This window comes from Dokdonia sp. Hel_I_53 (assembly GCF_007827465.1).
Lineage (GTDB): Bacteria > Bacteroidota > Bacteroidia > Flavobacteriales > Flavobacteriaceae > Dokdonia.
Genome location: NZ_VISL01000001.1, coordinates 1,664,033 through 1,690,428, shown reverse-complemented (window position 1 = coordinate 1,690,428; position 26,396 = coordinate 1,664,033). Strand labels below are relative to the sequence as shown.

Annotated in this window: 26 protein-coding genes; 10 read left to right on the top strand and 16 right to left on the bottom strand. The window is 36.3% G+C overall.

Going from position 1 to position 26,396, the window contains the following annotated elements; all coding sequences use genetic code 11:
• Positions 1-2: 2 nt before the first annotated feature.
• The 7 genes from OD90_RS13180 to dnaE all read right to left on the bottom strand — a co-directional run bounded on the left by OD90_RS13180 (position 3) and on the right by dnaE (position 5,887).
• Positions 3-167, bottom strand: a complete 165-nt coding sequence (locus OD90_RS13180; RefSeq protein WP_186434727.1) for a hypothetical protein — start codon at positions 165-167, stop codon at positions 3-5.
• A gap of 33 nt (positions 168-200) precedes the next feature.
• Positions 201-365 (bottom strand): hypothetical protein, encoded by a 165-nt coding sequence (locus tag OD90_RS13175; RefSeq protein ID WP_186434727.1) that lies wholly within the window; start codon positions 363-365, stop codon positions 201-203.
• A gap of 33 nt (positions 366-398) precedes the next feature.
• On the bottom strand, positions 399-563 hold the full coding sequence (locus tag OD90_RS13170) for a hypothetical protein (protein WP_186434727.1): 165 nt from the start codon (positions 561-563) through the stop codon (positions 399-401).
• A gap of 33 nt (positions 564-596) precedes the next feature.
• Positions 597-761 carry a hypothetical protein gene (locus OD90_RS13165; RefSeq protein WP_186434728.1) on the bottom strand — a complete coding sequence of 55 codons (165 nt, stop codon included), beginning with the start codon at positions 759-761 and terminating at the stop codon, positions 597-599.
• Between the two features lie 33 nt (positions 762-794).
• Positions 795-959, bottom strand: coding sequence for a hypothetical protein (locus OD90_RS13160; RefSeq protein ID WP_186434727.1), 165 nt, complete (start codon positions 957-959; stop codon positions 795-797).
• 33 nt (positions 960-992) lie between these two features.
• A complete protein-coding gene (locus OD90_RS13155) occupies positions 993-1,157 on the bottom strand; it encodes a hypothetical protein (RefSeq protein ID WP_186434726.1) in 165 nt (54 codons plus the stop codon).
• A gap of 338 nt (positions 1,158-1,495) precedes the next feature.
• Positions 1,496-5,887, bottom strand: coding sequence for a DNA polymerase III subunit alpha (dnaE, locus tag OD90_RS07585; RefSeq protein ID WP_144668534.1), 4,392 nt, complete (start codon positions 5,885-5,887; stop codon positions 1,496-1,498).
• A 287-nt stretch (positions 5,888-6,174) separates the two neighbouring features.
• Between dnaE and OD90_RS07580 the strand changes: the two genes are divergently transcribed.
• The 3 genes from OD90_RS07580 to OD90_RS07570 all read left to right on the top strand — a co-directional run bounded on the left by OD90_RS07580 (position 6,175) and on the right by OD90_RS07570 (position 8,587).
• Entirely contained in the window at positions 6,175-7,134 is a 960-nt protein-coding gene (locus OD90_RS07580; RefSeq protein ID WP_186434725.1) for a hypothetical protein, read from the top strand.
• 77 nt (positions 7,135-7,211) lie between these two features.
• On the top strand, positions 7,212-7,964 hold the full coding sequence (locus OD90_RS07575; RefSeq protein ID WP_144668533.1) for a hypothetical protein: 753 nt from the start codon (positions 7,212-7,214) through the stop codon (positions 7,962-7,964).
• A 245-nt stretch (positions 7,965-8,209) separates the two neighbouring features.
• Positions 8,210-8,587, top strand: coding sequence for a hypothetical protein (locus OD90_RS07570; RefSeq protein ID WP_144668531.1), 378 nt, complete (start codon positions 8,210-8,212; stop codon positions 8,585-8,587).
• Positions 8,588-8,896: 309 nt separating this feature from the next.
• Here the strand turns inward: OD90_RS07570 and OD90_RS07565 are convergent, their stop codons facing one another.
• Positions 8,897-9,343 (bottom strand): ferritin-like domain-containing protein, encoded by a 447-nt coding sequence (locus OD90_RS07565; RefSeq protein WP_144668529.1) that lies wholly within the window; start codon positions 9,341-9,343, stop codon positions 8,897-8,899.
• Between the two features lie 401 nt (positions 9,344-9,744).
• On the opposite strand from OD90_RS07565, the gene OD90_RS07560 reads away from it, so the two are divergent.
• From OD90_RS07560 to OD90_RS07545, 4 genes are all read left to right on the top strand, one after another.
• Positions 9,745-10,257: a 30S ribosomal protein S16 gene (locus OD90_RS07560; protein ID WP_144668527.1), complete on the top strand. Its 513-nt coding sequence runs from the start codon at positions 9,745-9,747 to the stop codon at positions 10,255-10,257.
• Positions 10,258-10,373: 116 nt separating this feature from the next.
• Positions 10,374-10,898, top strand: coding sequence for a ribosome maturation factor RimM (rimM, locus tag OD90_RS07555; RefSeq protein WP_144668525.1), 525 nt, complete (start codon positions 10,374-10,376; stop codon positions 10,896-10,898).
• A gap of 14 nt (positions 10,899-10,912) precedes the next feature.
• On the top strand, positions 10,913-11,689 hold the full coding sequence (locus OD90_RS07550) for a tRNA1(Val) (adenine(37)-N6)-methyltransferase (protein ID WP_261374480.1): 777 nt from the start codon (positions 10,913-10,915) through the stop codon (positions 11,687-11,689).
• Between the two features lie 59 nt (positions 11,690-11,748).
• Positions 11,749-12,927 (top strand): acyl-CoA dehydrogenase family protein, encoded by a 1,179-nt coding sequence (locus OD90_RS07545; RefSeq protein ID WP_144668523.1) that lies wholly within the window; start codon positions 11,749-11,751, stop codon positions 12,925-12,927.
• A 78-nt stretch (positions 12,928-13,005) separates the two neighbouring features.
• Here OD90_RS07545 and OD90_RS07540 read toward each other — a convergent pair whose 3' ends face one another.
• Entirely contained in the window at positions 13,006-13,908 is a 903-nt protein-coding gene (locus OD90_RS07540) for a NifU family protein (RefSeq protein WP_144668521.1), read from the bottom strand.
• A gap of 293 nt (positions 13,909-14,201) precedes the next feature.
• Here OD90_RS07540 and OD90_RS07535 point away from each other — a divergent pair, with 293 nt between their 5' ends.
• Positions 14,202-15,200, top strand: a complete 999-nt coding sequence (locus tag OD90_RS07535) for a type IX secretion system membrane protein PorP/SprF (RefSeq protein WP_144668519.1) — start codon at positions 14,202-14,204, stop codon at positions 15,198-15,200.
• A gap of 79 nt (positions 15,201-15,279) precedes the next feature.
• Here OD90_RS07535 and OD90_RS07530 read toward each other — a convergent pair whose 3' ends face one another.
• A complete protein-coding gene (locus OD90_RS07530; protein ID WP_144668517.1) occupies positions 15,280-16,140 on the bottom strand; it encodes a flagellar motor protein MotB in 861 nt (286 codons plus the stop codon).
• A gap of 141 nt (positions 16,141-16,281) precedes the next feature.
• Positions 16,282-17,469: a VWA domain-containing protein gene (locus OD90_RS07525; protein WP_144668516.1), complete on the bottom strand. Its 1,188-nt coding sequence runs from the start codon at positions 17,467-17,469 to the stop codon at positions 16,282-16,284.
• A 206-nt stretch (positions 17,470-17,675) separates the two neighbouring features.
• Between OD90_RS07525 and OD90_RS07520 the strand changes: the two genes are divergently transcribed.
• Both OD90_RS07520 and OD90_RS07515 read left to right on the top strand, forming a co-directional pair.
• Positions 17,676-19,862 carry a histidine kinase gene (locus OD90_RS07520; RefSeq protein WP_261374479.1) on the top strand — a complete coding sequence of 729 codons (2,187 nt, stop codon included), beginning with the start codon at positions 17,676-17,678 and terminating at the stop codon, positions 19,860-19,862.
• Positions 19,862-20,596 carry a LytR/AlgR family response regulator transcription factor gene (locus tag OD90_RS07515; RefSeq protein WP_144668512.1) on the top strand — a complete coding sequence of 245 codons (735 nt, stop codon included), beginning with the start codon at positions 19,862-19,864 and terminating at the stop codon, positions 20,594-20,596. Before OD90_RS07520 ends, OD90_RS07515 begins: the two co-directional genes overlap by 1 nt.
• Positions 20,597-20,602: 6 nt before the next feature.
• Here OD90_RS07515 and murI read toward each other — a convergent pair whose 3' ends face one another.
• The 5 genes from murI to OD90_RS07490 form a co-directional block, all read right to left on the bottom strand.
• The gene (gene murI, locus OD90_RS07510; protein WP_144668510.1) at positions 20,603-21,409 is read right to left on the bottom strand and encodes a glutamate racemase; all 807 of its coding nucleotides are present in this window, start codon (positions 21,407-21,409) and stop codon (positions 20,603-20,605) included.
• Between the two features lie 76 nt (positions 21,410-21,485).
• Positions 21,486-21,998, bottom strand: a complete 513-nt coding sequence (locus OD90_RS07505) for an OmpH family outer membrane protein (protein WP_144668508.1) — start codon at positions 21,996-21,998, stop codon at positions 21,486-21,488.
• 42 nt (positions 21,999-22,040) lie between these two features.
• Positions 22,041-23,018 carry an OmpH family outer membrane protein gene (locus OD90_RS07500; RefSeq protein ID WP_144668506.1) on the bottom strand — a complete coding sequence of 326 codons (978 nt, stop codon included), beginning with the start codon at positions 23,016-23,018 and terminating at the stop codon, positions 22,041-22,043.
• A gap of 36 nt (positions 23,019-23,054) precedes the next feature.
• A complete protein-coding gene (locus OD90_RS07495) occupies positions 23,055-25,682 on the bottom strand; it encodes an outer membrane protein assembly factor (RefSeq protein WP_144668504.1) in 2,628 nt (875 codons plus the stop codon).
• Positions 25,654-26,394, bottom strand: coding sequence for an isoprenyl transferase (locus OD90_RS07490; RefSeq protein ID WP_144668502.1), 741 nt, complete (start codon positions 26,392-26,394; stop codon positions 25,654-25,656). The genes OD90_RS07495 and OD90_RS07490 overlap by 29 nt, the downstream gene beginning before the upstream one ends.
• Positions 26,395-26,396: the final 2 nt, after the last annotated feature.

Genomic DNA, 26,396 nt, shown 5'->3' with positions numbered 1-26,396 from the left:
ACTTAAATTCCGTTGTCCATGTCATCCTCATCCTCTGGATCATTTGCGTCCTCACCTAGAACAGTACTTTGAGTTGTGTCAGTCTGATCATAAATAGCTTCTGGTGTGCAAGCGGTAAAGTTTACTGCTAAGAATAAGAATAGTAGGATGTATAGTGTAGTTTTCATATTATTATATTTTAATGTTTTTATTTTTGAATTTTAAATTCCGTTGTCCATGTCATCCTCATCCTCTGGATCATTTGCGTCCTCACCTAGAACAGTACTTTGAGTTGTGTCAGTCTGATCATAGATAGCTTCTGGTGTGCATGCTGTGAAGTTTACTGCTAAGAATAAGAATAGTAGGATGTATAGTGTAGTTTTCATATTGTTATATTTTAATGTTTTTATTTTTGAATTTTAAATTCCGTTGTCCATGTCATCCTCATCCTCTGGATCATTTGCGTCCTCACCTAGAACAGTACTTTGAGTTGTGTCAGTCTGATCATAGATAGCTTCTGGTGTGCATGCTGTGAAGTTTACTGCTAAGAATAAGAATAGTAGGATGTATAGTGTAGTTTTCATATTGTTATATTTTAATGTTTTTATTTTTGAATTTTAAATTCCGTTGTCCATGTCATCCTCATCCTCTGGATCATTTGCGTCCTCACCTAGAACAGTACTTTGGGTTTGGTCTGCTTGATCATAGATGGCCTCTGGTGTACAAGCGGTAAAGTTTACTGCTAAGAATAAGAATAGTAGGATGTATAGTGTAGTTTTCATATTGTTATATTTTAATGTTTTTATTTTTGAATTTTAAATTCCGTTGTCCATGTCATCCTCATCCTCTGGATCATTTGCGTCCTCACCTAGAACAGTACTTTGAGTTGTGTCAGTCTGATCATAAATAGCTTCTGGTGTGCAAGCGGTAAAGTTTACTGCTAAGAATAAGAATAGTAGGATGTATAGTGTAGTTTTCATATTGTTATATTTTAATGTTTTTATTTTTGAATTTTAAATTCCGTTGTCCATGTCATCCTCATCCTCTGGATCATTTGCGTCCTCACCTAGAACAGTACTTTGAGTTGTGTCCGTTTGGTCATAGATAGCCTCTGGAGTACAGGCTGTAAAGTTTACACCTAGAAAAAGAAATAATAGGGCATAAATAATAGTTTTCATAAAATTGAATTTTTATTAGTAAATAGAATTAATAAGATTGATTTATTCAACAGGGATCTGACCTTGTTGAAAAAGAAAAGATTACTGATTAAGTAGTAGTAGTAATCAATAAAAAAATAAAATCAGATGGTGTCAATTGCTTAAAAATGAGCAAGGACTTCTATAAAAAAGAATTCTGAGTCGTAGGGGACTTTTCATAATGTATTTGATTATGTGTTGGTATCTAACTGTTTGTTAGGTAAATATACTATTTAACTTTAAATAATCGTCAAAAGATGCACTTATGTAGCTTTATCAAAATATCTAGTCCAATTTAAATAGTAGGAATAAATATTTGGTCAATTCAATTTATGGTGCACGTTATTCTTTTCAAGCTCATCGAGTAATTCTTGGCAAATATTAACCTTAACACGCTTACTAGGCATTTTTACATATATCTTTTCGGAAGGTTCAAAAACTTGAAAATGTAATTTTCCATCACCTTTGTGCTGATCCAGAATTTGTTTTATTTCTTCAATTCTGTTGTCGGCGATTTCTTTAATATCAAGATTAATGGTAAGCTTTTTAGCATTCTTCTCCATCACATCTTGCAACATTTCGATGGCGTTAAACTGCGTGCGAGGTTCACTCTTACGACCGGTATCTCTATTTACCCAGCCATCTTTGATAAACACTTTTGCGTGAATAAAGCTATTTGGGATGAGGTAGTGACGATTTTTGAGATATTCTTCTCCAAACATCCTAAACTCAAACGTATCTGTAAAATCTTCTACTGTAAACATAGCCCAGCCTTTCCCATTTTTAGAAACTCGATGTTGCACGTCTGTAATTACCCCGCCGAAGATAAGCTCCCGATTGACTAACTCTTCCATTCTATTGAAATGAGCGAGCGTTGCGTTGCAAAACGTAGTCATCTCCGTTTTAAAGTCGTCTAGTGGATGGCCAGAAATATAAACACCTACCACTTCTTTTTCACGCTTTAATTTTTCCATAGTGCCCCATTCTTCACACGGAGGAACTTCGGGTTCGGGTATTTGCACTTCGCTAGATTCACCAAATAAACTTACTTGCGAGCTGTTCTCATTCTCTTGATAACGAGCGCCATACTTCACTGCTTTTTCTAAAAATGTAATACCGTCACCGTCATCATTAAAAAACTGAGCTCTATGTGTATTTAGATCTAGCTCGTCAAATCCACCTGCCAGTGCAAGACTTTCAAATGCTTTCTTATTAGCTGCTCTTAAATCTACTCTTCGAGCAAAGTCAAATACAGACTTATATTTTCCGTCATTTCTATTTTCTACAATAGTTGCAACGGCATTCGTTCCCACTCCTTTTACTGCTCCCATTCCAAAACGAACAGCGCCTTGATCATTTACAGTAAATTTCCGAAATGATTCATTTACATCAGGTCCTAATACTTCTAGACCCATCCGTTTTGCCTCTTCCATAAAGAAGGTTACCTGCTTAATGTCATTCATATTGTTAGAAAGCACTGCCGCAAGATATTCTGCTGGATAGTGTGCTTTTAAATATGCTGTTTGATAGGCAATCCAGGCATAACAGGTAGAGTGTGATTTATTAAAAGCGTAGGCCGCAAATGCTTCCCAGTCTTTCCAAATTTTCTCCAGTTTTACGGGGTCATGACCTTTTGCACTCGCTTGCTCAATAAATTGAGGCTTCATTTTATCAAGTACGGCAATTTGCTTTTTACCCATGGCCTTACGCAAGACGTCGGCTTCACCTTTGGTAAAATCGGCGAGTTTTTGTGACAGTAGCATCACTTGCTCTTGATATACCGTAATACCATAGGTTTCTTTGAGGTATTCTTCCATCGCTGGGAGGTCATACTCAATATCTTCTTCCCCGTGTTTTCTACGCACGAAGGACGGAATGTATTCCATAGGACCCGGACGGTACAAGGCATTCATGGCAATCAAATCCTCAAATACAGTCGGCTTGAGAGATTGCATGTGTTTTTGCATTCCAGGAGATTCATATTGAAATATCCCTACGGTATCTCCACGCTGGAAAAGCTCATAGGTTTTTTCATCATCTAGCGGAAAGTTCTCTGGATCTAGGTCTACATCATGACGGTACTTTACCAGCTTTACGGTGTCCTTAATGAGGGTCAACGTTTTGAGACCCAAGAAATCCATTTTTAGCAGACCGGCATCTTCTACCACAGAGTTGTCAAACTGTGTCACATAAAGATCAGAATCCTTTGCGGTGGCAACGGGAACGAAATTGGTAATATCACTCGGCGTGATGATAACCCCACAGGCGTGAATACCTGTATTACGTACAGATCCTTCTAATTGCCGAGCTTGCCTAAGCATCTGGCCTTCCATCGTATCCTCTTGCTCTAGCGTGATTAATTCTTGCACTTTCACAAGATCATCTGCACGGAAGGAGCTACGCAACTCTGCGTCACTTTTGCCAAAGATTTTACGCAATTTACTCATCGTAGGAATGAGCTTCGCAATACGATCTGCATCACTAAGCGGTAAGTCTAGTGCTCTTGAGGTATCTCGTATAGAAGACTTTGCCGCCATGGTGCCGTAGGTGATAATTTGGGCTACTTGATTGGCGCCATACTTATCAATTACATACTGCATGACACGACCTCGACCTTCATCATCAAAGTCAATATCAATATCGGGCATACTCACACGATCCGGATTGAGAAAACGCTCAAAAAGCAAATCATACTTAAGCGGATCGATATTGGTAATCCATAAACAATAAGCCGCTACAGATCCCGCGGCAGACCCACGTCCCGGACCTACCGAAACGTCCATATTACGAGCCTCTCGTATAAAATCCTCTACAATCAAGAAATATCCCGGATATCCTGTTTTTTCAATAACGTCTAGCTCAAAGTCTAGCCGCTCTGTGACTTCTTGCGAGAGCTCTGCTCCGTATCGTTTTTTTGCCCCCTCGTACACCAGGTGACGTAAAAATTTATTCTCTCCACGCTTACCGCCATCGGCGAGATCTTCGGCTACTTGAAATTGCTCTGGAATGTCAAAAGCAGGAAGGAGTACGTCTCGCGCTAGTTCATAAGGCTCTACCTTGTCTACAATTTCTTGTACGTTGAGTATGGCTTCTGGCACATCGGCAAAGAGGGATTTCATCTCTTCGGCCGTTTTGAAGTAATACTCATCGTTCGGTAATCCATAACGATACCCACGGCCACGACCTTTAGGGGTGGCGACCTTTTCTCCATCTTTTACACAGAGCAACACATCGTGCGCATCTGCATCTGTTTTATCGATGTAAAACGTGTTATTAGTAGCGACTAGTTTGAGGTTATGCTTTCGCGAAAGCGAGATCAACACCGGCATCACTCTATCTTCATCCTCTTGCCCGTGACGCATGAGCTCTACATAGAGGTCTTCGCCAAACTGTTCTTTCCACCAGATAAGCGCCTCCTCGGCTTGATTTTCACCTACATTGAGAATCTTACTGGGCACCTCACCGTATAAATTTCCGGTAAGGACGATGAGATCCTCTTTATACTGTGCTACGACATTTTTGTCAATACGAGGGACGTAATAAAATCCGTCTGTATAAGCGATAGACGCCATTTTACATAGGTTTTGGTAGCCTTTTTTATTTTTGGCAAGGATGACGATTTGGTAACCGTTGTCCTTTTGGTTTTTGTTGAGGTGATCTGTACAGACATTAAACTCACAACCTATTATTGCCTTTAATTCTTGATGTTCTGGAGCCTCGCCTGCCTCTTGTGATTTTTGGTTTTCCGCTTTCGCGAAAGCGTTATGACCCTTTACCGCTTTTGTAAAGTGAAAGGCACCCATCATATTTGCCATATCTGTCATGGCAACGGCGGGCATTTTTTGTGCAGCTGCGGCGGCTACAATATCTTGTACACTAGCGGTAGACTGTAAAATAGAAAATTGCGAGTGGTTGTGTAAGTGTGAAAACTTAACCTCTGAGAGTTGCTCCTTATTTTCTTCAATCTCTGCCTTAGAAATTTCTGGAGCCTCGTTTTGAGAAGCCAGCGCTTTGGCAATCTTTTCAGATGCTTTTTTGAGGTTGATGTGCTTTAGCCCAATAAAGGTGATGGGCTGCGGATTTGCCTCAGAAAACCGCTCAAAATAATCGGGTTGTACATCGAGCTCCTCTACGGTGTAGATACGCTGGCGCACCAGCTCCAGAAAGCAACGCGTGGTTGCCTCTACATCTGCCGTGGCATTGTGCGCCTCGCCAAAACCTTCACCAAATAAATGCTTATGCAGCTCTGTAAGCGTAGGGAGTTTAAATTTACCTCCTCTACCACCCGGCAATTGGCACAAGGTGGCCGTTTTTTCTGTACAAGTGTCCAGTACGGGGAGCTCTTGTAAATCGTTCCCAATGTGTAGGCGGTGAAACTCTGCGCCCATGATATTGGTGTCAAAACCCACATTTTGACCCACTACAAATTTGGTTTGTGATAAGGCGATATTAAATTTTTCTAACACCTCAGATAGTGCAACGCCCTCTTTCTCTGCCAGCGCCGTAGAAATCCCGTGTATACGCTCTGCATCATAAGGAATGTCAAAACCTTCTGGCTTGATCAAATAGTCTTGATGCTCTATAAGATTCCCTAGTTCATCATGTAACTGCCAGGCGATCTGTATCGCGCGTGGCCAGTTGTCTGAGTCTGTAAGTGGGGCGTTCCAGTTTTTAGGAAGTCCAGTGGTTTCTGTGTCAAAAATGAGGTACATAGGCGAAAAAAATGTGGGTACTAAAAGTAGGTAATTTTAGGGTTTTAGGGGGCGATTTACAGCAGCGAATTATGAAGAGTTATACAAATATGAGAGGTAGGTAGTAGGTCGTATAGATGGCTAGTTGATTACAAGGATTTGCTTTTAAAATAGCACCTTGCTAACGGTTAAATTGCTTTATTTCATCTATTTGCGGAAATCCGCAAATACTTTGTTGATAGAATGTGTATTTTGGTGGGATTATATAAACGCTAGTTATGTGCAACACGTGCTACCAACATTAATAGATGGAGTTTTTACAAATACATTACTTTCTTAAAGATGACTTCCATTCAATGGATGCTTATCTGAAAAATAAATCGGAATTTGAAGTACTTCGAATTTTTAAAGAAGTTACTGAAATTCTTGAACTTGATGAAGAGTTACTTTTTGAAGCAATTGCGATTGGAGAAGGAGGAATAAAAGCTTATTACAAATTACTTAAGAAGAAAAAAGTTAAGCGAAGTGTAAAAAATGCTCTTTTGTATTTAGGTGGTATTCTGTCTGCTATTATTACAGAAGTTGTAGTTAGCGAAATAACGAGAGATGGAGATTATGAAAAAATGAAAAAGGAAGAAGTTAGGCTTCATATTGAAAAATTAAAAGAAGACTTGGAATCTGATGATAAAACATCAGAAGAACAAATCTTAATAATTCAAAATTTATCCATCTATATTGGAGAAACTAACAAGGTAAAATTATTTAAATCTAATTTTTATTCCAATCTACTGAAGGAAGACAAAATTGAAAAAGTTTCTACTCAAAGATTAAATGAAGATTTAGAGCCAATTACAAAAGAAAATATAGTTCCAAGAGAGCACTTTGATAAATTTATTATTCATACGATTGAAATTGAGCCTGAATATAAGGAAAGTGAACTTATAGAAATTGTTGCTCCTGTTCTTAAAAAAGGAAATATGAAATGGAAAGGTATTTTTAATGGTATTCCAATAAATTTTTATATGCGAGATGCTGAATTTAGAACAGCTGTAATTAATAAAGAAATTAGTTTCTCAAATGGAACAAATATCATTGCAGACTTAGAAATGGAACAAACAATGGATGATGATGGAGAAATTCAAATTGGAACAATTAGCGTTTATAATGTGACTGATGTATTTGAAGATTCTAATCGTATAGAAACGAAAAGGAAACAAAGAAATCGCGAGTTAGAGAATCAAACTAAAATGGATTTTAATCAGGAATAGAGTCTTGCAATTCACAAAAAAACTGAGTTAAAAACAAGCCTTTTTAAGCTAATTTTGATCTATAGTTATCACCAGCTATGAAACAAATCTTACAAATCACACTATTTCTTTTTTCCATCGGGGTGTTTGCTTGTGATTGTATGCCACCAAATCTAACTGAAAAGTATTCTAAATCTGATTTAGTGGCAAGAGTCAAAATCGTTAAAAATTATAGTAATGAAGGTTCGGAAGAACTTTATAGAGCAGATATAATAATTCAGGAACTTTTTAAAGGTAAAAAAACTGAGTCAATATTTATTGCTGGTCGTAGTGATGGAAACATGGGAAGCTCATGTGCTATGTTTATTCCAGAAAACACTGAATTAATAATCTATACGAGTAAAAATGATAATGGAAATTATGTGGTTGGAATGTGTTCTGGATTACTTCAATTTTATGATTGGAATATCAGAAAACAAAAAAAAGAACTAGATATTTTAAGAACTCTCAAATCAAAGGATATACATTTTACCAATAAAATCAGTTTTAGAAATGAAAGTAATTTGGCTCAACAATTAAAACAATTTAGTGGTATTGAGCTTGAAAAAAAATATGGAATTTATGAGATCGTATTTACATCTGATTTAGGTATTAAAAATATAAATATGATAGTTGGATTTGATAACCCCGTGGATTCAAAATTGATTAAAATTATTGAGGACAGTAATTGGGCTAGCTTTGATAGGAAAGTAAAAAACAAGGTGCCTGAAAACAGTAAATTATTAGTAATAATATTTTATTATGAGCAACAAAAAGCAAACCTAAGTTTTTTAAGTCAGCACCACTTGTGAGAAATATTTAGTGATATTTTTTATATAAATATCAAGGTAAATAATTTGCTCAATTAAAGTTGAGGTATTTTTAAAAAGTTGGGAAGTTTCTGAAATTGGCGACTTTGTAATAAACAAATGAATAGTAAAATTTAAGAATTTGGCTTTCGATTCATTCAATAATAGTTTTTAAATTAGATGATAAGAGATGCAATACAGGCCCTTCATAGTAAAAGTAATCACAGATCACTAATAATAATTTTACGATGACAAAAGCATTTATACTATTACTAATTATTATGTCCTCAACACTTTATTCTCAAGAGAAGTTAGAAAAGGGACAGCATATTTTAAAAGATAAACTAACGTATATAATCATAAAGGAAAATAACGTATTTGAATATAATAAATACCATAATTTCTCGCCACTTACTGTGAAAGAAGAGCGCGAAAAAGAAAATAAACCAAGAGGGTGTGGGACCATAGCATATATATCTGGTGCTAAAGGTAAGGGGCACTTTAAAATTATCGATTCAACTCTAGTTCTAAAATTCGCCGAATTTGAAAAACACATGGACAAAGAAACTGATTATGATTCCATCAATAAGTCATTGAAGTTTTCTATCTCGGAGTTTATAGATTGAGACGAAAATCATTGTATTTAAAAATTGAACTTCTCTGTTAAGTCCTAAAAGTAAACGCTTTATATAGCGCTATATTTATGTATAAAGTCAAAATTGAAAAAACAAATTAATATAAAATTCTTGCGGCATTTCTGATAGGTGCAATTTGTGTGGCGATATTTAGAGTAACTAATTGCAATATAGAACTGAGTTAGGAAGCAAGCTACTTCAACAGTCTTCGTACAAACTTTGAATCTATCGTTGATTAAAGCAAAAAAAAATCCAGCCTATTGGCTGGATTTTCTCCTTTTCATTGCAATCTTTATTAGATTATGCCCACTCTTCAAGTGACTTCACTTCGTTAAGAGCACTCTGTATGCTATTACGTTGTTTTTCTAGAATAGCTCTAGTAGAACTTGGTAATGTAGTTTCAGTCAATACTTCATTGTATTCTTCAACTGATGCTTTTTCTCCGCGAATTGCTTCTTCTAACGTTGACTCGTCGTCATCTGTAGAGAATGCTGTTTTCACGTCCATCCATGCTCTGTGCATATCTGCTTGGAAACTTGTTCCTTTATCTACTTCTTGTCCAAAGCTTCTGATTTCTTCTTTAAGTTCGTGTCCAAAGTTGTAACGATCTTGCGCTCTGCTGTTAAAGAAATTTTTTAATCCTGAATTCTTTACGTTTTCTGATGCTTTCTTGTAACCAGCTTCTGCGTCGTATGATTTAGTTAGTAAATTATTTAATTTATTTCCTACTTCTTCTGAATAGCTCATTTTTTGTTTTTTTTGTTGTTAGTAATGATGTAAAGATATAGTGGTAATCCCCCTATGCATAGTACTTTAACCACCTTTAACCTATTCATACTCAAATTGTGACTAATTAACTTAAAAACGAGTTAAGCAATCATAAAGGCATTAACAAACAAGAAAATTTCAGGTGAATATGAACAGGGTTACGCTTTCGCGAAAGCGTACTCACAAGACTTTAGAACTATTGATTATAGAATAATAAGGAATACCACTTTTTTATAATTCAACACATTGAGTAAACAATCCATTAGAATTTTAAGGAATAGACTAACAGTAAATATCTATAAAGTGTTGGGAGTCTTAAAAATATAGTATATTTGCAGGCTAAAATAAATAGGGGTCGGGTACCCCACAAATTAACTTTTATGTCAGTTAAAATCAGATTACAAAGACACGGTAAAAAAGGAAAACCTTTTTACTGGATCGTAGCAGCAGATGCTCGTGCAAAGAGAGATGGTAAATACTTAGAGAAACTAGGTACTTACAATCCTAACAGTAACCCAGCTCAAATAGACTTAGATGTTGACGGAGCGGTAACATGGTTACAGAACGGAGCACAGCCTACTGAAACGGCAAAGCGTCTTCTTTCTTACAAAGGAGCAATGCTTAAAAATCACTTAGTAGGTGGTGTACGTAAAGGCGCTATCACTGAGGAGCAAGCAGAAGAAAAATTTAATGCTTGGGTAGAAGAAAAAGCTAACAAAGTGGAGGCTAAGAAAGGAAATCTTTCTGCAGCTGAAGAGAAAGCAAAAGCAGAAGCGCTTGCAGCAGAAAAAGCGGTAAACGAAGCTCGTATTGCAGCAGCTCAACCTGAGCCAGAAGCAGGAGAAGAAACTGCAGAAGCTACAGAAGAAGCAGGAGCAGATTCTGAAGAGTAAAACATTAGATGTTTAAGAATAGCCTTGATGTAACGTCAAGGCTTTTTTTTTGTTTCTTTTTAATATCAAAAGCCCTTTTGTGGTAATAAAAAGATTAAATACTATTTTTAGAGTCTATGAAGAAAGAAGAATGTTTTTACCTTGGTAAAATAGTACGCAAGTATAGTTTTAAAGGAGAGTTACTAGCGAAGCTTGATGCAGATGAGCCAGACTTATATGTAGGTATGGATTCTGTATTTGTAGATTTTGGCCCCACCTTAGTTCCTTATTTTATAGAATCTTCACAGTTACATAAATCAAGTTTACTCCGGGTAAAGTTTGAAGATGTAGATACCGAAGAGGATGCAGATGATATGATAGGAGCTAGCTTGTACTTACCCTTAGACCTTTTACCAGAGTTAAAAGGTGATCAATTTTACTTTCATGAAGTTGTAGGATTTACTGCGGTTGATAAGGAGTTTGGAGAGATAGGTACGATTACTTACGTAAATGATAGTAATACCCAAGCTATTTTTGAAATAGATAGGGACGGCAATCAAGTCCTTATTCCTATGGTAGATGATTTTATTAAAAAGGTAGATCGTGAGGCAAAGCAAATGCACTTTGAATTACCAGAAGGTTTGATTGATTTATATATCTAACAATCAAAAGCTTTATGAGTACCTCTGCATCTAAACCTTTCACATTTAAAGAGTTTTCAATACATCAAGACCGTTGTGCCATGAAAATAGGAACCGACGGAGTTTTGTTAGGAGCATGGGCATCGCTAGATCACTATCCAGACAGTATTTTAGATGTCGGTACAGGTACAGGAGTCATTGCTTTGATGCTTGCCCAACGGAGCAATGCGCAAACTATAGATGCGGTAGAGCTAGACGATAACGCCTTTGAACAAGCGGCCGAAAATTTTGAAAACAGTCCTTGGGGCGATCGGCTGTTTTGTTATCATGCGCATTTGTATGAATTTGCCGTAGAAATTGAGGATACGTATGATCTCATTATTTGTAACCCACCCTTTTTTGAAAAGAACTTAAGTGCAGCAACTGTAAGTGATGTGCAATCACGTTCGGTTGCAGATGGCGCTGCTCAAAATGCTAGAGAAAATGCACGTTTTGAAGATGCCATGCCATTTGAATTGTTAGTGGGGGCTGTAGCAAAGTTGCTATCTCCAGAGGGACAGTTTTCCGTGGTCATTCCGTATTATCGTGAAGAAGATTTTAAATTGCTTTGTTCACGAGCAGATTTGTTTCCTACCCGAATTACGAGAGTAAAGGGAACCCCTACTTCTGAAGTTAAGAGGAGTTTGATGGAATTCCGCTTTCGCGAAAGCGAAACTACACCAAAAGTATCTGAGCTCACCATTGAAAATTCTCGCCACAACTACACTTCGGAGTATATCTCCTTGGTCAAAGATTTCTACCTTAAAATGTAGGCGTATTTTTTTTAGGAAGAAAACGTTTTCGTTACTTTTACTGCGTTAAAAACCAAGCTATGAAACCAGATCTTTTTGAGGCGCCAGATTATTACAATCTAGACGACCTTCTGACCGAAGAACATAAATTAATACGAGATGCTGCCCGTGCATGGGTAAAGCGTGATGTATCACCTATAATTGAGGAAGCAGCTCAGGAGGCCAAATTTCCAAAATCTATCATCCCTGGTCTTGCAGAAATAGGGGCTTTTGGTCCATATATTCCAGAGGAATACGGTGGAGCAGGACTAGATCAAATCTCCTATGGACTAATCATGCAAGAAATAGAACGTGGAGATTCTGGAGTGCGATCTACTGCCTCTGTACAATCTTCTCTTGTGATGTATCCTATCTACAAATATGGTACAGAGGAGCAGCGCAAAAAATACTTACCTAAACTTGCTTCTGGTGAGTTTATGGGATCTTTTGGTCTTACAGAACCAGATCACGGGTCCAACCCAAGTGGGATGGTGACCAACTTTAAAGATAAAGGAGATCACTACTTATTAAATGGAGCAAAGCTTTGGATTTCTAACAGTCCGTTTTGTGATGTTGCAGTAGTCTGGGCAAAGAATGAGGAAGGGCGTATACACGGTCTTATTGTTGAGCGTGGGATGGAAGGATTCTCTACGCCAGAAACTCATAATAAGTGGTCATTGCGTGCGAGTGCAACCGGAGAACTTATTTTTCAGGATGTAAAAGTGCCTAAAGAAAACTTACTACCAAACAAATCAGGACTAGGAGCACCGTTAGGGTGTCTAGATTCTGCACGTTACGGTATCGCATGGGGAGCCATAGGAGCAGCTATGGACTGTTATGATACGGCTCTAAGATATGCTAAAGAGCGTATTCAATTTGGGAAGCCTATTGCAGCTTTTCAATTGCAACAAAAGAAACTTGCAGAGATGATTACAGAAATCACCAAAGCACAGTTACTAGCTTTTCGTCTAGGTCAACTTAAAAATGAAGACCGTGCAACCTCTGCACAAATTTCTATGGCTAAGCGTAACAATGTTGATATGGCTATCAAAATTGCTCGTGAAGCAAGACAAATGCTAGGAGGTATGGGAATTACTGGTGAGTACAGTATCATGAGACACATGATGAATTTAGAAAGTGTGATTACGTATGAAGGAACACACGATATTCATTTACTGATCACCGGATTGGATATTACTGGAGAAAATGCTTTTAAATAGTTAGATCTCTATATTATACCTAAGAAAAAACCCTTTTGAACTATCAAAAGGGTTTTCTTTTTAGTGGAATATTAGTTTCTATCCATTAATCGCTTCTACATTATTAATCTTACCAGGAAGCATTTCTTTAAGCATATTTTCTATACCATTCTTAAGTGTAAATGTACTTGAAGGACACCCGCTGCAAGCTCCTTGAAGAATTACAGAGACATTTTTACTGTTTTCATCGTAGTTCTTAAAAAGGATATTACCACCATCACTGGCTACAGCCGGTTTGATATATTCTTCTATGATGTTGACAATCTCTTTTGAAATGTCATCTAGAGATTCAAATTCTTTCTCTGAAATAGCATCTGCTTGCTGAGGTGTTTTTAATTGTGCGGCAGTCACAATCTCTTTTCCTTCTTGAATGTAATCTCTTATGAATTCACGCGTTTCTGTCACGACCTCATCCCACTCTACCACATCATATTTTTGAATAGAAATATAATTTTCATCAAAGAAGATTTCTTTTATAAACGGAAAGCTATAAAGTGCTTTTGCAAGCGGCGCATTAGTGGTGTCTTCAATACTTTTAAACTCAAAAGCGGTGGTGACCAATTTTTTATTGGCTACAAATTTAAGGGTAGAAGGGTTGGGAGTAGACTCGGCATAAACCGTTGCAGGAATTTTCTTTGCGGCAACATCCTCTATGATTATGATCCCATTGTCATTTAAAAAATCTGCAATTTGATTTGCAACCTCATCTTGTATATCAATCCAGTCTACAATATTATACTTTTCTATCGCTACAAAGTTTTGTGCAATGTAAACCGTTTTTACAAATGGTAAATAAAACAGTTGTTGCGCTAGTGGAGAATTGCTTGCCTCATCAATATTTTTGAACTCGTAGCTGTTATGATTAACGAGAAATTGATCTGCCTGAAACTTTTTAATTGCTGGGTTTGTAGTTACCTCTACAGAAATCTTATATGGAGCCATTAATTTTTTTTGCAAAGGTAATTAAAGTCTAGCTTTTGCTTCGTTTATTGACCTTATTATCACACTCTTTTAAGTGAAATTCACTGCTTCTGTGAAAGCATAATTATTTAATCATCATTAATAGAAATTATTAAAAAGTTGACATCAATTCTAAAGTTAGAATTAATGAAAAGCTCTATTTTTGAAAGCCATAGGAGAGACAGCGTGTAACGTGATTTCTTACCTGAATTAATGAGCATACATGAGATGTTACGTTAAAACATTTCATAAATGTATCATAGAAAAAGTATACAATGAGTTTTAAGAAATTATATTTTCTATTAGCATTATTCTTTGTTCAATTTGCAGTAGCACAAGAGGGAATTCCTGTCTACTGGGATTATTTACAAGATAATTTGTACCTATTGCATCCTTCTATGGCGGGAGCTTCAAAAACTGGGAAAATCAGATTGACAGCACGTAGCCAGTGGGCAGGTGTTAATAATGCACCCGCTTTACAAACATTAAATGTCAATAGTCGCGTGGGCGAAAAGATAGGTGTAGGGGGGATTCTTTATAATGATCGTAATGGTTACTTTTCTCAACAAGGGGCTTTTGCAACATTTGCGTACCATTTACTACTATCACGTAATTATACGGACCTTAACCAACTTTCATTTGGCATTAGCGGGGGTATTGTCCAAGGTAAATTAGATGAGACTGCTTTTGGCCCCACTAACGATCCTATAATTACTGGTGGTATTCTAAGCGACGCTTACTTTAATGTTGATTTTGGGATGTCTTATAACTTTTTAGATTTTTCTGCTCATTTTACAGTTAAGAATGCGATTCCAGCAAAAAGAGACATCTTTAGTGAAGATCTTGAACCAAATAATCAACGACGTTACATAGTTTCACTAGGTTATGTGATTTCTCCTATAGTATCTGCGTGGAGTTTTGAGCCTTCAGTACTATTTCAAGCAACAGAGCGTACTGGTGAGGCTGCAATAGATGGAAATTTAAAAGCTTATTACAAGACAGACTGGGGGCGATTATGGGGAGGCCTTTCCTACCGTAGAAATTTAGATGGTGGAGAGTTTAGTTCTAATGGAGAAACGATTAACTTACAAAAGACGCAGTTTTTTACACCTTTTATAGGAGGTTCTTATAATGAATTTCTTGTGGGTTATACCTATTCATATCAAGCAAATGATACTGTCTTAACGACAGGAGGCTTTCATCAAATAACACTTGGTTATAATTTTGGTGAGACTAGAGCACCTTATGATTGTAACTGTCCTGCGATAAATTAAAAGAATAAATCCTTCAAAATCAATTATTTTGAAGGATTTATTATAATATGGTAAAAACGAATATCTCTATTAAAGAAGGCTATTCATTTGAAGCCATTAATGCAAGAAACTTATCCAAATTAGGAAGTATGATTATTTTTGTTCTTCTGTTTTTTGCCATATTTTCTTTGCTATCATTAGGAACTAGCGGTACGTAGCTGCTTCTTCCTGATGCAATTAATTTTGAAGGGTCTACATTATATCTATTTTGTAATTCTCTTACAATAGAGGTAGCTCTTTGCACACTCAAATCCCAGTTGTCTTTAAGGTGAGATCCTTTTTTAACAGTACGGCTGTCAGTATGACCCTCCACCATAACTTCTACGGCAGGCTCTGAATTGACAACTGTTGCAATACGTTGGAGTAAATCATCTGCTTCTTTGCTCATGCGGTAGCTACCAGAACGGAATAGCATTTTATCTGAAATTGAAATCATAACAACGGTATTATCTATATCAATAGCTATATCATCAGGATTTGAATTACTTTCTAAGTCTTTATCAAGATTGCGCTTTAATTTATATGAAACCGCAAGATTCATAGAGTCTTCTAGTGTTTCTGCTTGAGCGAGTTCACTAGGATCTACATTGGCAAGGACTGTTCTTAATTGCTTTTTAGTGTCCTCTGAGATCACAGTGCCATTAGTGGTGATATCAAACTTGGCATCGTTTGTCTCTTGAAGTGAATTTATTTTTGAATTATAGTTTTCTACACGAGCTTCAATTGCAGCATACTTTGCCTCTATTTCTTCTTTTTCAACAGTAGTTTTTACTAAGGTGACTTTTGTGTCATCATATTCAGATTGAAGTTGTGTATATTTCTTTTTAGAAACACAAGAGGTTAAAGTTCCTGCGGTAATAGCTATAAGCAAGACATTTCTAGTTGTTTTTGAATTCATCATGATCATTATTTAAAGTTAAGTTGATGGTTATACGTCCCTGATTATACATATAGACGTTAACGATATCTTAAATTCATACAATGAACGCTTTTAACTAAAAAATCACCCACCCGTTAAGTTAAGTGATAATTTAGGTCTTGCTTATTGCTTCCACACAAAACCCTTCTCTTTTCCTTGTTTTTTTATCGCAGCTACTAAAGCATTACGTAACTCATTATCTTTGATATTTGTTTTATTTGAAACATATTGTTTTCGTTTAAGATTGAGCGTTGCAATTTCTTCTTGTATTTCAACTCGATCTGATTTTTTAAGTTCTAAGTATGTTTTTAGTTCTTTTTTTGTTTTTCCTTTGAGATGGTTAGGTAGGTCATATTTATTTATACTCTCAACGATTTCTTCGTTTTCTTCAAGAGCATCTACCAGATCCCAACTACTGTTTTTGTAAAATCTAGAACTTTTTGTAACCACTCTCTTTACAGCGTTTGCCTCGCCATAGGTCTGAGCATTTTCATCTTGTGTAGATTGAAGTTGCAACTTTACTTGTCCTAGAGCGCCATAGCCAATGTAGGTTTTGTTTAACTCTTCATTTTTTTCTAAAATCCTATCATCATACGGAGAAGAAACATGAACGGTTGCTCGATCGCTATTAATTGCAATATATTCTCCTTTTGATAATCTTGCTGCATCTTTCCATAGTGCTTTAGCACCTGTGTTGTAATCACCACAAAATATAGTATTAACGGTAACATCTTTGTCGCAAGCTCTGTTTACTGCATGTGTATACGCTACAGGGCCTTGATTAAACGGTTCATTGCCTGCTATGAAAATAATATTCAAACCCTCGCTTTCCGTACCCCAGTCAAGTTGATTTAAAGAAGATAATATCACGTTTCCACAGTATTCATTGCCTCCATTTGTAGTAAGTGCGAACAAGTTTTTTGAAATTTCATCTAGATCGTTACTAAAGGAGTTTACTTGTCTTATATAACCTTCTCGTGCATCTAGTCTATCATTTCCATATTCATACAATGCAATCTTGAGTTCTGGATGTATGTCATTACCGCATCTTGCATATGACAATTCGTTTACGAGTTCCCAGAGCTGTGCCCTTGCTTGATCTATAAGTCCGTCCATACTATTGGAAGTGTCTAGTAGTAGGGCTACTCTAATGGTAGGTAAAGAATTTTTATTTTCCATTTCTATTTTAGAAGAGATAGCGTTTGATGACTGATTCGCTTTCGCGAAAGCGGAATCTTTAAAATGATCCTTTTTAGCATAGGTAGAAATTGTTAAAAGGATGCTTAATCCGAGGAGTGTGAGTGATTTCATAATTTAATTTATTGATGAATAGATTGTAAACATAGCAAGAAGTAAAAGCTGATATTAGGATAAATGAGGGAACCTCTTTTCTCGATTAGGGAAGTCTACAAGCGGACTTGTGATCGCGTATACCAGTTGTTTGTTACATAAGTTTTGAGCTTAGATCTACATGTGTTGATTTTAAGATGCTATATTTTTAGATTATGTTTGACACAATGAATTATTTGAAAAGCATCGTAAATATATGTTTGTTTGTGGTATGCAGTATAGCTTTTTCACAACAAGAAACTGAAGCTGTAAGTCGTACAGGAAACTCAAGCTTTATAATTGTAGGTTCTGTGTTAGACACAGAGCATATGAAGCCTGTAGGTGGGGTTAATGTAGAAATTACAGGAGGAGCGTACACGATAACAAGTAGGGATGGCACGTTTAGAATTCGAGGAAAGATTGGGGATGAGTTAGTAATAAGAGGAGAAAATTTTACACCAGTATACTATACAATAAAGGACAGGCAGCGCATACGTTTAGAAGTGACATCCAGCAAAGAGAGTGCATCAAACAAAAAAACAAGGGCTCAGAATTCTTACACTCAATTGCTAAGCGAAGCTAAGCGTATTTATAAAAATGATGCTGCGCAAGCAATTGATAAAATCATAGAAGCACTGTCTAAGACAACTATTTCTAAAAGTCAACGGGCAGAAAGTTTTAGGCTACTAGGTGATATTTATAGCTACTGGAAACAATATGACCTTGCAGTATCAAATTATAAGAATAGTATTGAAAATCTACCCGCTATACCAGTAGAAATTCTTTTAGCAAAGGCACTGTATGCTAATAAAAATTACCAAGAGAGTATACGTCTATATCTAAAACTTTCCCGTAAGGATATTAGTCCAGAACAGAGCGTTAAGATAAAAGAAGGTTTAGGCGACGCTTATGTAGCCACAGGTGATTATGTGAGCTCCATAACAAATTATACCGCGGTCGAAAAGGATGTATCAAAACGTAAAAAAATATCTGAAGCTGCCCGCCTAAATACTAAATTAGGTGCTGTTTACGAGCAACAAGGTTCGCCTCAACAGGCTGCTACCTATTTTAATGAAGCAGCAGCTTTGTCAAATAGAGAAACATCAGAAGTTTCTATCCGGGCAAAAGCAAAAGTTGCCGATTTTTATAGCAAAAATAATTCTTTTGACGCAGAGATACAATTGCGACAATCAGCCTTAGAGGATCTTAAAGAGATTGCCGTAGACTCTATATCTAATGATGATAACATAACGGTTCAGAAACAGAATTACAAAATTGGAAATGCATTGGCTGCTCAAAAAAAGCTAGAGGAAGCCATACCTTACTTTGAGAAAAGTATTGAAGAGGCGGTCACAAAAGAAGATCTTATTGTTGAGAAAGATGCGCGCAGACGTCTTTCAGAAGTGTTTCGTGATAACGGCGAGTTTGAAAAAGCTGCCACCGCTTATGAAGCCTATAAAGAAGTGGTAGATTTAAGTTATAATAGAAAAGAACAAGAAATATCTCAGGCAACTAGATTTGGTAAAGAAATAGCAGCAAAGCAAAATAGAATCATGAGTCTCGAAAAAGACCGTTTGCTCAATGAAAGCAAGTATCAGCTCTATACTCAAGAGCAGGAGCTTGTTAAGGCCCGCGATATGAGGCAAAGGCTCATTATTGGATCGCTAGCAGTCATAGCAGTTTTATTGCTGCTTACAGCATTTTCAATGTATAGAAGTAATAAGCAACAAAAACTTGCAAATAACATACTCGCCTTAAAAGGCCTTCGCTCCCAGATGAATCCTCATTTTATATTTAATGCATTAAATTCTGTAAATAGTTTTATTGCGACCAATGATGAACGAACAGCAAACAAGTATTTGTCAGATTTTTCAATTCTGATGCGAGCAGTATTAGAAAATAGTGAAGAAGATTTTATTCCATTATCTAATGAGCTTGAGCTTATTAAAAGATATACCATGTTAGAGCATTTCCGTTTTAAAGATAAATTTGACTATACAATTACAATAGATGAAAATATGAATCTTGATGATTTCCTTATACCCCCTATGTTATTACAGCCTTATGTAGAGAATGCAATATGGCATGGCTTGAGGTACAAAGAAAAGAAAGGAAACCTACAGATTGATTTTAAACAAAAGGATGAAGAAACTGCAGTAATAAGAGTTACAGATGACGGTGTAGGTAGGTTGCAAAGTAAACTTTTAAAAACGGACCATCAAAAGAAGCAAAAGTCCAAAGGGATGGGAAATATCAAGAAGCGTATTGCAATTCTCAACGATATGTACGGAAATACTATTAATGTAAGCATAACCGATGCGTTTAAAAACGGAGAAGGAACAAAAGTTGCCTTGACATTAAAGAAAAGAAATTAATGGAGCTTAGAACAATATTAGTCGAAGATGAAGAGACAAGCAGAGAGATATTACGTAATTATCTTTCTAAGTATTGCCCTAGAGTTACTATTGTGGGTGAAGCAGCCAATGTAAGTGAGGCGCTAAGCTTACTTCAAAGCACAACTGTAGACCTTGTTTTTTTAGATGTAGAAATGCCTAAGGGTAACGCCTTTGACCTTTTAGAACAAATAGCAGATCGTGCATTTGAAACGGTATTTGTCACGGCTTATAATCAATATGCCATGGATGCTCTTAATAGTCACGCGGCCTATTATCTTCTTAAGCCAGTATCTATTGATGAATTAATTAAGGCAGTAGATATTGTGATGACTATAAAAAAGAAAGAAAATGAGTTAGAAAATAAAGTTCTAGTTGCAACTACGGTGGAAAAGCAAGGTAAAATCACAATACCAGTGCAAGATGGATTTGAGGTACTTGTTGTAAAGGATATTTTGTATTGTAAGGCAGATGATAATTATACTCAGATTTATTTAAACTCTGGAGCTAAGCTATTAGTGAGTAAAACCCTTAAGTATTTTGAAAATGCATTGAATAACTTTGGTTTTGCTAGAGTCCACAAATCATACCTTGTTAATCTTAATGAAATTACAAGTTATAAGAAAGGTAAAGGTGGAAGTGTCGTATTGAGTGGTGGAAAAGAGATCAATGTTTCTGCAAGTCAAAAAGCAAATTTACTGGCTCATTTCCAGTAAATTTCATCAAAAGTCTAGATACCTAATATTTACAGTATTGTTTTTTAATTCGCTTTCGCGAAAGCGTGACACAAAACTCTCCAGCACACCTACATCCTTGTTAGAGTAAAGCATATGACTTCCAATGCCCTCTATTTTGAGATTGCCATTTAGCGATAGCACTGTTTCAGTTTGTTTTGCAACAGCCAATCCAGAATCAATTATTTTAACGTGGGTTGGGAGTATTTTTTTTAACTGTGGAATAAGAAAAGGATAGTGACTACAGCCCAAAACTAGGTGGTCTATACCTGCATCAAGCATTAATTCTACATAGGAAGTGAGAAGAGTTTTTAATTCCTCACTCTCTAATTGATTTGCTTCAATTAAAGGAACTAACCCTTCACCTATAACTTCCAAGACATTTACATCTTGAGCATATTTGTCCATGGTACTATGAAAGAGGTTGCTGTTAAGTGTCCCTTTTGTAGCAAGTATTCCTATGGATTTTGTGATAGATTGCAAAGCTGCAGGTTTTATAGCAGGTTCTATACCTATAAATGGAATGTCGTAATGTGTTCTTAAATAATCAATAGCATTTGTAGTGGCAGTATTACAGGCAACAACAATAATCTTTGATCCTAAGTCTATTAATCGTTCTGTGTTTTTTATAGAGAGAGAAATAATTTCGTCACTAGAGCGAGTGCCGTAAGGAGCATATTTACTATCGGCTAGATATATAGTATTCTCAAAAGGTAATTGTGTAACAATCTCTTGCCATATAGAAGTGCCACCTACACCACTATCAAAAACACCTATTGCCTGCTGATTCTCCATAAGTCAAAAATAAAAAAAACTGCCCTCGTTTAGAGAGCAGTTTTTTTGTTTTTATTAGCTGTAAATTATTACATTCTTAGATGCCTAATTCTTTTTTTGCATCAACCATAAGGTCATATCCATCTGCCATAAGAACGCCACCAGCTCCAGGAGTTGAATCAAGAACAAAATCATAACCTTTTGCTCTAGCTACTTTTTGGATAGCTACTCTTGCCTTTTCAATAATAGGCTTTAGTAACTCCTGCTCTCTTTCTTGAAGTTTACCGTAAGCAGATTGTTGGTACTTTGAAATATTTGTACGTGTTTCTTGTATTTCTTGCATACGTCTTGCATTTTCCTCGTCAGTTTGCGAGTCAGCTTCACGGTTGTAACGATCTGCAGTCTTTTGCAATTCTGCGCCCATTCCAGAGATCTCTGCTTGATAAGATGTTTGTAATTTTTCTAAGTCGCCCATAGCAGTTTTATAACTAGGCATTGCCTCAACAAGTCCTTGTGAGTTGATATGTGCTACTTTACTTTGTGCCTGTACAGCGCTAGTCATACCTATTAATAATGCTATTGCTACTACGACTTTTGTAAACTGTTTCATTGTGATTTTAAATTTAAGTTAACTGTTGTTTTAAAAATTGGGTTAATCGTTATCACCATCATCACTTCCAGATGGGGTAACTTTCTTTTTTCTCGCGGCTAGTATAGAGTCTCTTTTTCTCGTGCGTGCTGCTATAATAGAATCTTTTTGCCTTTGTCTTGCTTGTACAGCATCTTCCTTACTTGTCTTGTTTACAGATAGCGGCTCTGGTAAAGAAGATCGGGTTTCTTTATTCGCTCTAGCATCAGCAATAGAGTCTTTTCTACGCTCACGAGCTTCTAGTAATTTTCTTCTTCTCTCTTCAAAAGCTTTTTGTCTCTCTTCTTTTTCAGAGGCTCTTTTCTTAGCTCTTTCTTCTAAGGCTGCCTCACGTTCAGATTTTTTATTTTCAATTTTACTTTGCCGTTCTTGTGTAGCTCTGTCTTCATCAAAAGTTTTCGCCTCGTCTATATCAAAAATTTTTTCATCTTTCTTAGAATTGAGTTGTGTCCTTTTTGAGGCTCTTGTAATACTTCGTAAAACTTGATCACTAATATCAAGTCTGTCTGCTGTGTATAGAAGCATTAGTTCTGAAGATTTGTCAAAGACTAAATCGTATTTTCTTGCAGTTGATATTTCTTGTACAGCATTAAAAACTTGATCTTGTACAGGCTGTACTAATTGCCTACGTTGTATTGATAAGTCACCCCCAGGCCCAAACCTTTTTTGCTGGTATTCTAATATTTGCTCTCTTTCAAAAGCTATTTCTTCATCTCTTTCTTCTATAAGCTCTTTAGTTAATAATGCACGTTCATTATCAAGCTGTGCGTTCATTTCATCAACATTACGAAGTTTTGTTTCTATTTCGCTTTTCCATTTCCCTACCTTAGTATCAAGTAAAGCAGATGCCTCTTTGTATTCCGGAACATTTTCAAGAATATAATCCATATCGATATAAGCAATGCGTATACCTCGTTGAGCTTTTGCCGACGTTGAGAAACTTAGGATCCCAAGAATAACGATAAAAATTTTTACTTTCATAAGTTCAGAGTTGCATTAGAAATAACCGTGCCAAAACTAGAACTGCTGTCCGATTATAAAATGAGTTTCCCAACCATTTGCACCTACGGTACCTGGTATAGGATCAAATCCATATCCAAAGTCAAGTCCTAATAAACCGAATGCAGGCATAAAGATACGAATTCCAGCTCCAGCAGATCTACTCAATTGGAACGGGTTATAGTCTCTAAAATTGTCATAAGACGCACCACCTTCTGCAAAAGTAAGTGCATAAATACTTGCTTGCTGGCTAAAAGTAATAGGGTATCTTAGTTCAAGACTAAACTTATTATAAATAGTGGCGCCATCATTTGCAGAATTAGACGTCCTTGAAAACTCTCTATCAATTGGAGTTACCGCTTGATTAGGATACCCTCTCAATCTAATTACCTCTCTTCCGTCAAGAGAGAAACCTCCTAGACCATCTCCACCTAAGAAAAAACGTTCAAATGGTGGGATGCCTCTAGCATTATTATATGCTCCGAGATATCCGAGCTCAATACCTGTTTGTAAAACAAATTTATCTACAAGTCCCGTGTACCACTTTCCATCAAATTTTACTTTGTAATACTCAAGCCAGTTAAATCTTTCTTGATCAATCTCTCCTATTCTTTGGTTATCTTGATTTGCAACTGCATCTTCACGATCTAGAGCTAGCTGCTCATAGTCAGTTCCATTCCAAACAGAATAAGGTAAAGTAAACTTACCTGAAATACTGATGTCAGAACCTCCTGTTGGAAAGATTAATCCTCCATAAAGTTCTTTTCTGCTTAGACCGATAGTGTAGGCAAGGTTTTCAGACGAACCATTTCCAAAGGTAAAGAGACCTGTGTTGTAGTTTTGTAAATCGTAATGTTGAAAGCCTATCGCATGTGATAATGTAAAGTTTCTATCTGGCCACGTTAGTCTTTTAGCGAGACCTAGTGATCCTCCAGTAATTAAAAATCTTCTGTCTCTATCTACACGATCTCTTTGACTTGTAGCCCTACTGTTAAATAAGTATTGGATAGAATGTGAAAAAGAGGCAGAAAATTGAACTGGCTTCTCTCCCCCAAACCATGGATCTGTGAGTGAAGCACTATATGTTTGATAGAACTGACTTGCTTGTGCTCTTAAAGAAAACTTTTGACCATCTCCCATGGGCAGAGGTTTATAAGCCTCTTTATTAAAAATGTTTTGTATAGAAAAGTTGTTGAATGAAAGCCCCAAGGTCCCTACAAAACCACCACCACCAAAACCTCCTTGAAGTTCTATCTGGCTAGCGCCTTGCTCTACGACATTGTATTCTAAATCTACGGTTCCCGCTTGTTGATCAAAGTTTTTAAACTCTGGCGTAAGTTGCTGTGCATCAAAAAATCCTAGTTGTCCCAATTCCCTAACGGTATTGACAACTGCAGATTTACTATAACGCTGTCCAGGCTTTGTTAATAGCTCACGGTAAATAACTGGATCTTTGGTTTTGTCGTTTCCTTTTACAGTGACTTTATTGAAATAAGCGAGTTTTCCTTCAGATATTCTTACTTCAAAATTAATTGTGTCATTAGCTACGCCCGTCTCTACAGCATTTACGTTTGAGAATAAATACCCGCTATTTTGGTAAAGGTTTGCGATGTTATCTGAGTTTGGATCTGAATCATCTTGAATACGTTCTTTGAGAAGAACTCCATTATAAACATCTCCTTTTCCTAAGCCTAGCTGACGGCTTAATTGCTCATCTGTATAGACTGTATTTCCTATAAAGTCAATGTCTCCTATATAATACCTGTTACCTTCTTCAATTTCTAAATTAAGAGTAATACTATTTTCATCATTCTTAATAATTGAATCTGATATAATGCGCGCATCTCTATAACCTTTTTCTTTATACTTGTTGATAAGAGATACTTTATCTTCTTCATAATCTGCTTTTGCAAATTTGGATCGTTTCCAGAGTCTCCAGATTTTTTTCTCTTTTGTATTTTTCATGGCACCTAGAAGTTTCTTTTCTTTTAACTTCTCGCGACCCATAAAATTAATGTCAGCAATTTTAACACGCTCTCCTTTGTCAATATTCACTATCATATTGACTTTGTTGCTAGAAACCGTATCTGCGACAGGAATAGTGTTAATATAAACCTTAGAGTTGTAGTAACCCTTTTTCTTATAACTATTCTCAATGTAATTTTTTGTTGTAGTCTCTAGATTTTCTGTCACTTTGGCCCCTTTGTTAAGACCATTGTCTTTTATAAACGTAGACCCTTTCTTTTGCTTTATGCCTTCAAAACGTACTTCATTAAGTTGTGGAACTTCCTTAATATCTAATTGTAAATCTACCTTTTTGCCAGTAACACTTGTAACATAAAGACTAATATCAGAGAACAATTCTAGCCCCCAGAGTTTCTTTATCACATTGGTGATTTTATCGCCAGGTAAAAAAATGGATTCACCAGATCTCAACCCTGTAAATGCAATTACAGTATTTTCATTATAAGTAGTTGTCCCTGTTACTTTGATGTCACCTATCTCGTATTTAGTGTCGGGATCTAATGGTAAAACTCTTTGTGCTTGCACTAAAGTAGCACTGCAAAGGGCAAAAAAGAGTATTAATTTTGTGGTTATTTTTGAAAAAATAACAGTATTATTTAATTTGTTCACTTGTCTTTCCAAATCTTCGTTCTCTTTTCTGATAATTGTAAATCGCGTCGTGTAAATGGTGTTTTCTGAAATCTGGCCAGAGAATATCTGTAAAATAGAATTCAGCATAGGCTATTTGCCACAATAAAAAATTACTAACTCGCTGCTCTCCACTTGTCCTAATTAACAAATCTACATCTGGCATATTTGCCGTATATAAATGGCTGTTAACACAATCCTCATCAATTTCAGCTGGCGAAAGTAGGTTATTTTTAACTTTAATACATATTTCTTGGACTGTTTTTACGATCTCCTCTCTACTTCCATAGCTTAGAGCAAGCGTAAGTTTTAATCCTTTGTTGTTTTGAGTTTTAGAAATTACTTCTTCTAATTCTCTTTGAGCTTTGTCAGGTAGTGTGTTTATGGCACCAATTGTTCCTAACACCACATCATTATCTTGTAAAGTGGCTATTTCTTTTTTTAAGGAAGAAACGAGCAGTTTCATTAAGGTATCAACCTCAGCTTTGGGGCGATTCCAGTTTTCTGTAGAAAAGGCATAAAGCGTTAGATGTTTGATTCCTAACTCTGCAGCACATTCTACAGCTTCTCTAACAGCTCTTGTTCCTTTCTTATGACCAGCAGCTCTTAATAGACCTTGCTTTTTTGCCCACCTTCCATTGCCATCCATAATGATGGCAACATGTTGTGGCAGTTTGTCTTTGTCAATTTGGGCTAGTATGTCCATTA

Excerpts from the sequence above, each read along its gene's own strand:
- OD90_RS07500 (WP_144668506.1), bottom strand. The coding sequence starts at position 23,018 with ATGAAAGTAAAAATTTTTATCGTTATTCTTGGGATCCTAAGTTTCTCA.
- OD90_RS07505 (WP_144668508.1), bottom strand. The coding sequence starts at position 21,998 with ATGAAACAGTTTACAAAAGTCGTAGTAGCAATAGCATTATTAATAGGT.
- OD90_RS07530 (WP_144668517.1), bottom strand. The coding sequence starts at position 16,140 with ATGATGAATTCAAAAACAACTAGAAATGTCTTGCTTATAGCTATTACC.
- OD90_RS07520 (WP_261374479.1), top strand. The coding sequence starts at position 17,676 with ATGAATTATTTGAAAAGCATCGTAAATATATGTTTGTTTGTGGTATGC.
- OD90_RS07540 (WP_144668521.1), bottom strand. The coding sequence starts at position 13,908 with ATGGCTCCATATAAGATTTCTGTAGAGGTAACTACAAACCCAGCAATT.
- OD90_RS07565 (WP_144668529.1), bottom strand. The coding sequence starts at position 9,343 with ATGAGCTATTCAGAAGAAGTAGGAAATAAATTAAATAATTTACTAACT.
- OD90_RS13170 (WP_186434727.1), bottom strand. The coding sequence starts at position 563 with ATGAAAACTACACTATACATCCTACTATTCTTATTCTTAGCAGTAAAC.
- OD90_RS07490 (WP_144668502.1), bottom strand. The coding sequence starts at position 26,394 with ATGGACATACTAGCCCAAATTGACAAAGACAAACTGCCACAACATGTT.
- rimM (WP_144668525.1), top strand. The coding sequence starts at position 10,374 with ATGAAGAAAGAAGAATGTTTTTACCTTGGTAAAATAGTACGCAAGTAT.
- OD90_RS13155 (WP_186434726.1), bottom strand. The coding sequence starts at position 1,157 with ATGAAAACTATTATTTATGCCCTATTATTTCTTTTTCTAGGTGTAAAC.
- OD90_RS07535 (WP_144668519.1), top strand. The coding sequence starts at position 14,202 with ATGAGTTTTAAGAAATTATATTTTCTATTAGCATTATTCTTTGTTCAA.
- murI (WP_144668510.1), bottom strand. The coding sequence starts at position 21,409 with ATGGAGAATCAGCAGGCAATAGGTGTTTTTGATAGTGGTGTAGGTGGC.
- OD90_RS07525 (WP_144668516.1), bottom strand. The coding sequence starts at position 17,469 with ATGAAATCACTCACACTCCTCGGATTAAGCATCCTTTTAACAATTTCT.
- OD90_RS13175 (WP_186434727.1), bottom strand. The coding sequence starts at position 365 with ATGAAAACTACACTATACATCCTACTATTCTTATTCTTAGCAGTAAAC.
- OD90_RS07575 (WP_144668533.1), top strand. The coding sequence starts at position 7,212 with ATGAAACAAATCTTACAAATCACACTATTTCTTTTTTCCATCGGGGTG.
- OD90_RS07560 (WP_144668527.1), top strand. The coding sequence starts at position 9,745 with ATGTCAGTTAAAATCAGATTACAAAGACACGGTAAAAAAGGAAAACCT.
- OD90_RS13165 (WP_186434728.1), bottom strand. The coding sequence starts at position 761 with ATGAAAACTACACTATACATCCTACTATTCTTATTCTTAGCAGTAAAC.
- OD90_RS07580 (WP_186434725.1), top strand. The coding sequence starts at position 6,175 with ATGGAGTTTTTACAAATACATTACTTTCTTAAAGATGACTTCCATTCA.
- OD90_RS07545 (WP_144668523.1), top strand. The coding sequence starts at position 11,749 with ATGAAACCAGATCTTTTTGAGGCGCCAGATTATTACAATCTAGACGAC.
- OD90_RS13160 (WP_186434727.1), bottom strand. The coding sequence starts at position 959 with ATGAAAACTACACTATACATCCTACTATTCTTATTCTTAGCAGTAAAC.
- OD90_RS07570 (WP_144668531.1), top strand. The coding sequence starts at position 8,210 with ATGACAAAAGCATTTATACTATTACTAATTATTATGTCCTCAACACTT.
- dnaE (WP_144668534.1), bottom strand. The coding sequence starts at position 5,887 with ATGTACCTCATTTTTGACACAGAAACCACTGGACTTCCTAAAAACTGG.
- OD90_RS13180 (WP_186434727.1), bottom strand. The coding sequence starts at position 167 with ATGAAAACTACACTATACATCCTACTATTCTTATTCTTAGCAGTAAAC.
- OD90_RS07550 (WP_261374480.1), top strand. The coding sequence starts at position 10,913 with ATGAGTACCTCTGCATCTAAACCTTTCACATTTAAAGAGTTTTCAATA.
- OD90_RS07515 (WP_144668512.1), top strand. The coding sequence starts at position 19,862 with ATGGAGCTTAGAACAATATTAGTCGAAGATGAAGAGACAAGCAGAGAG.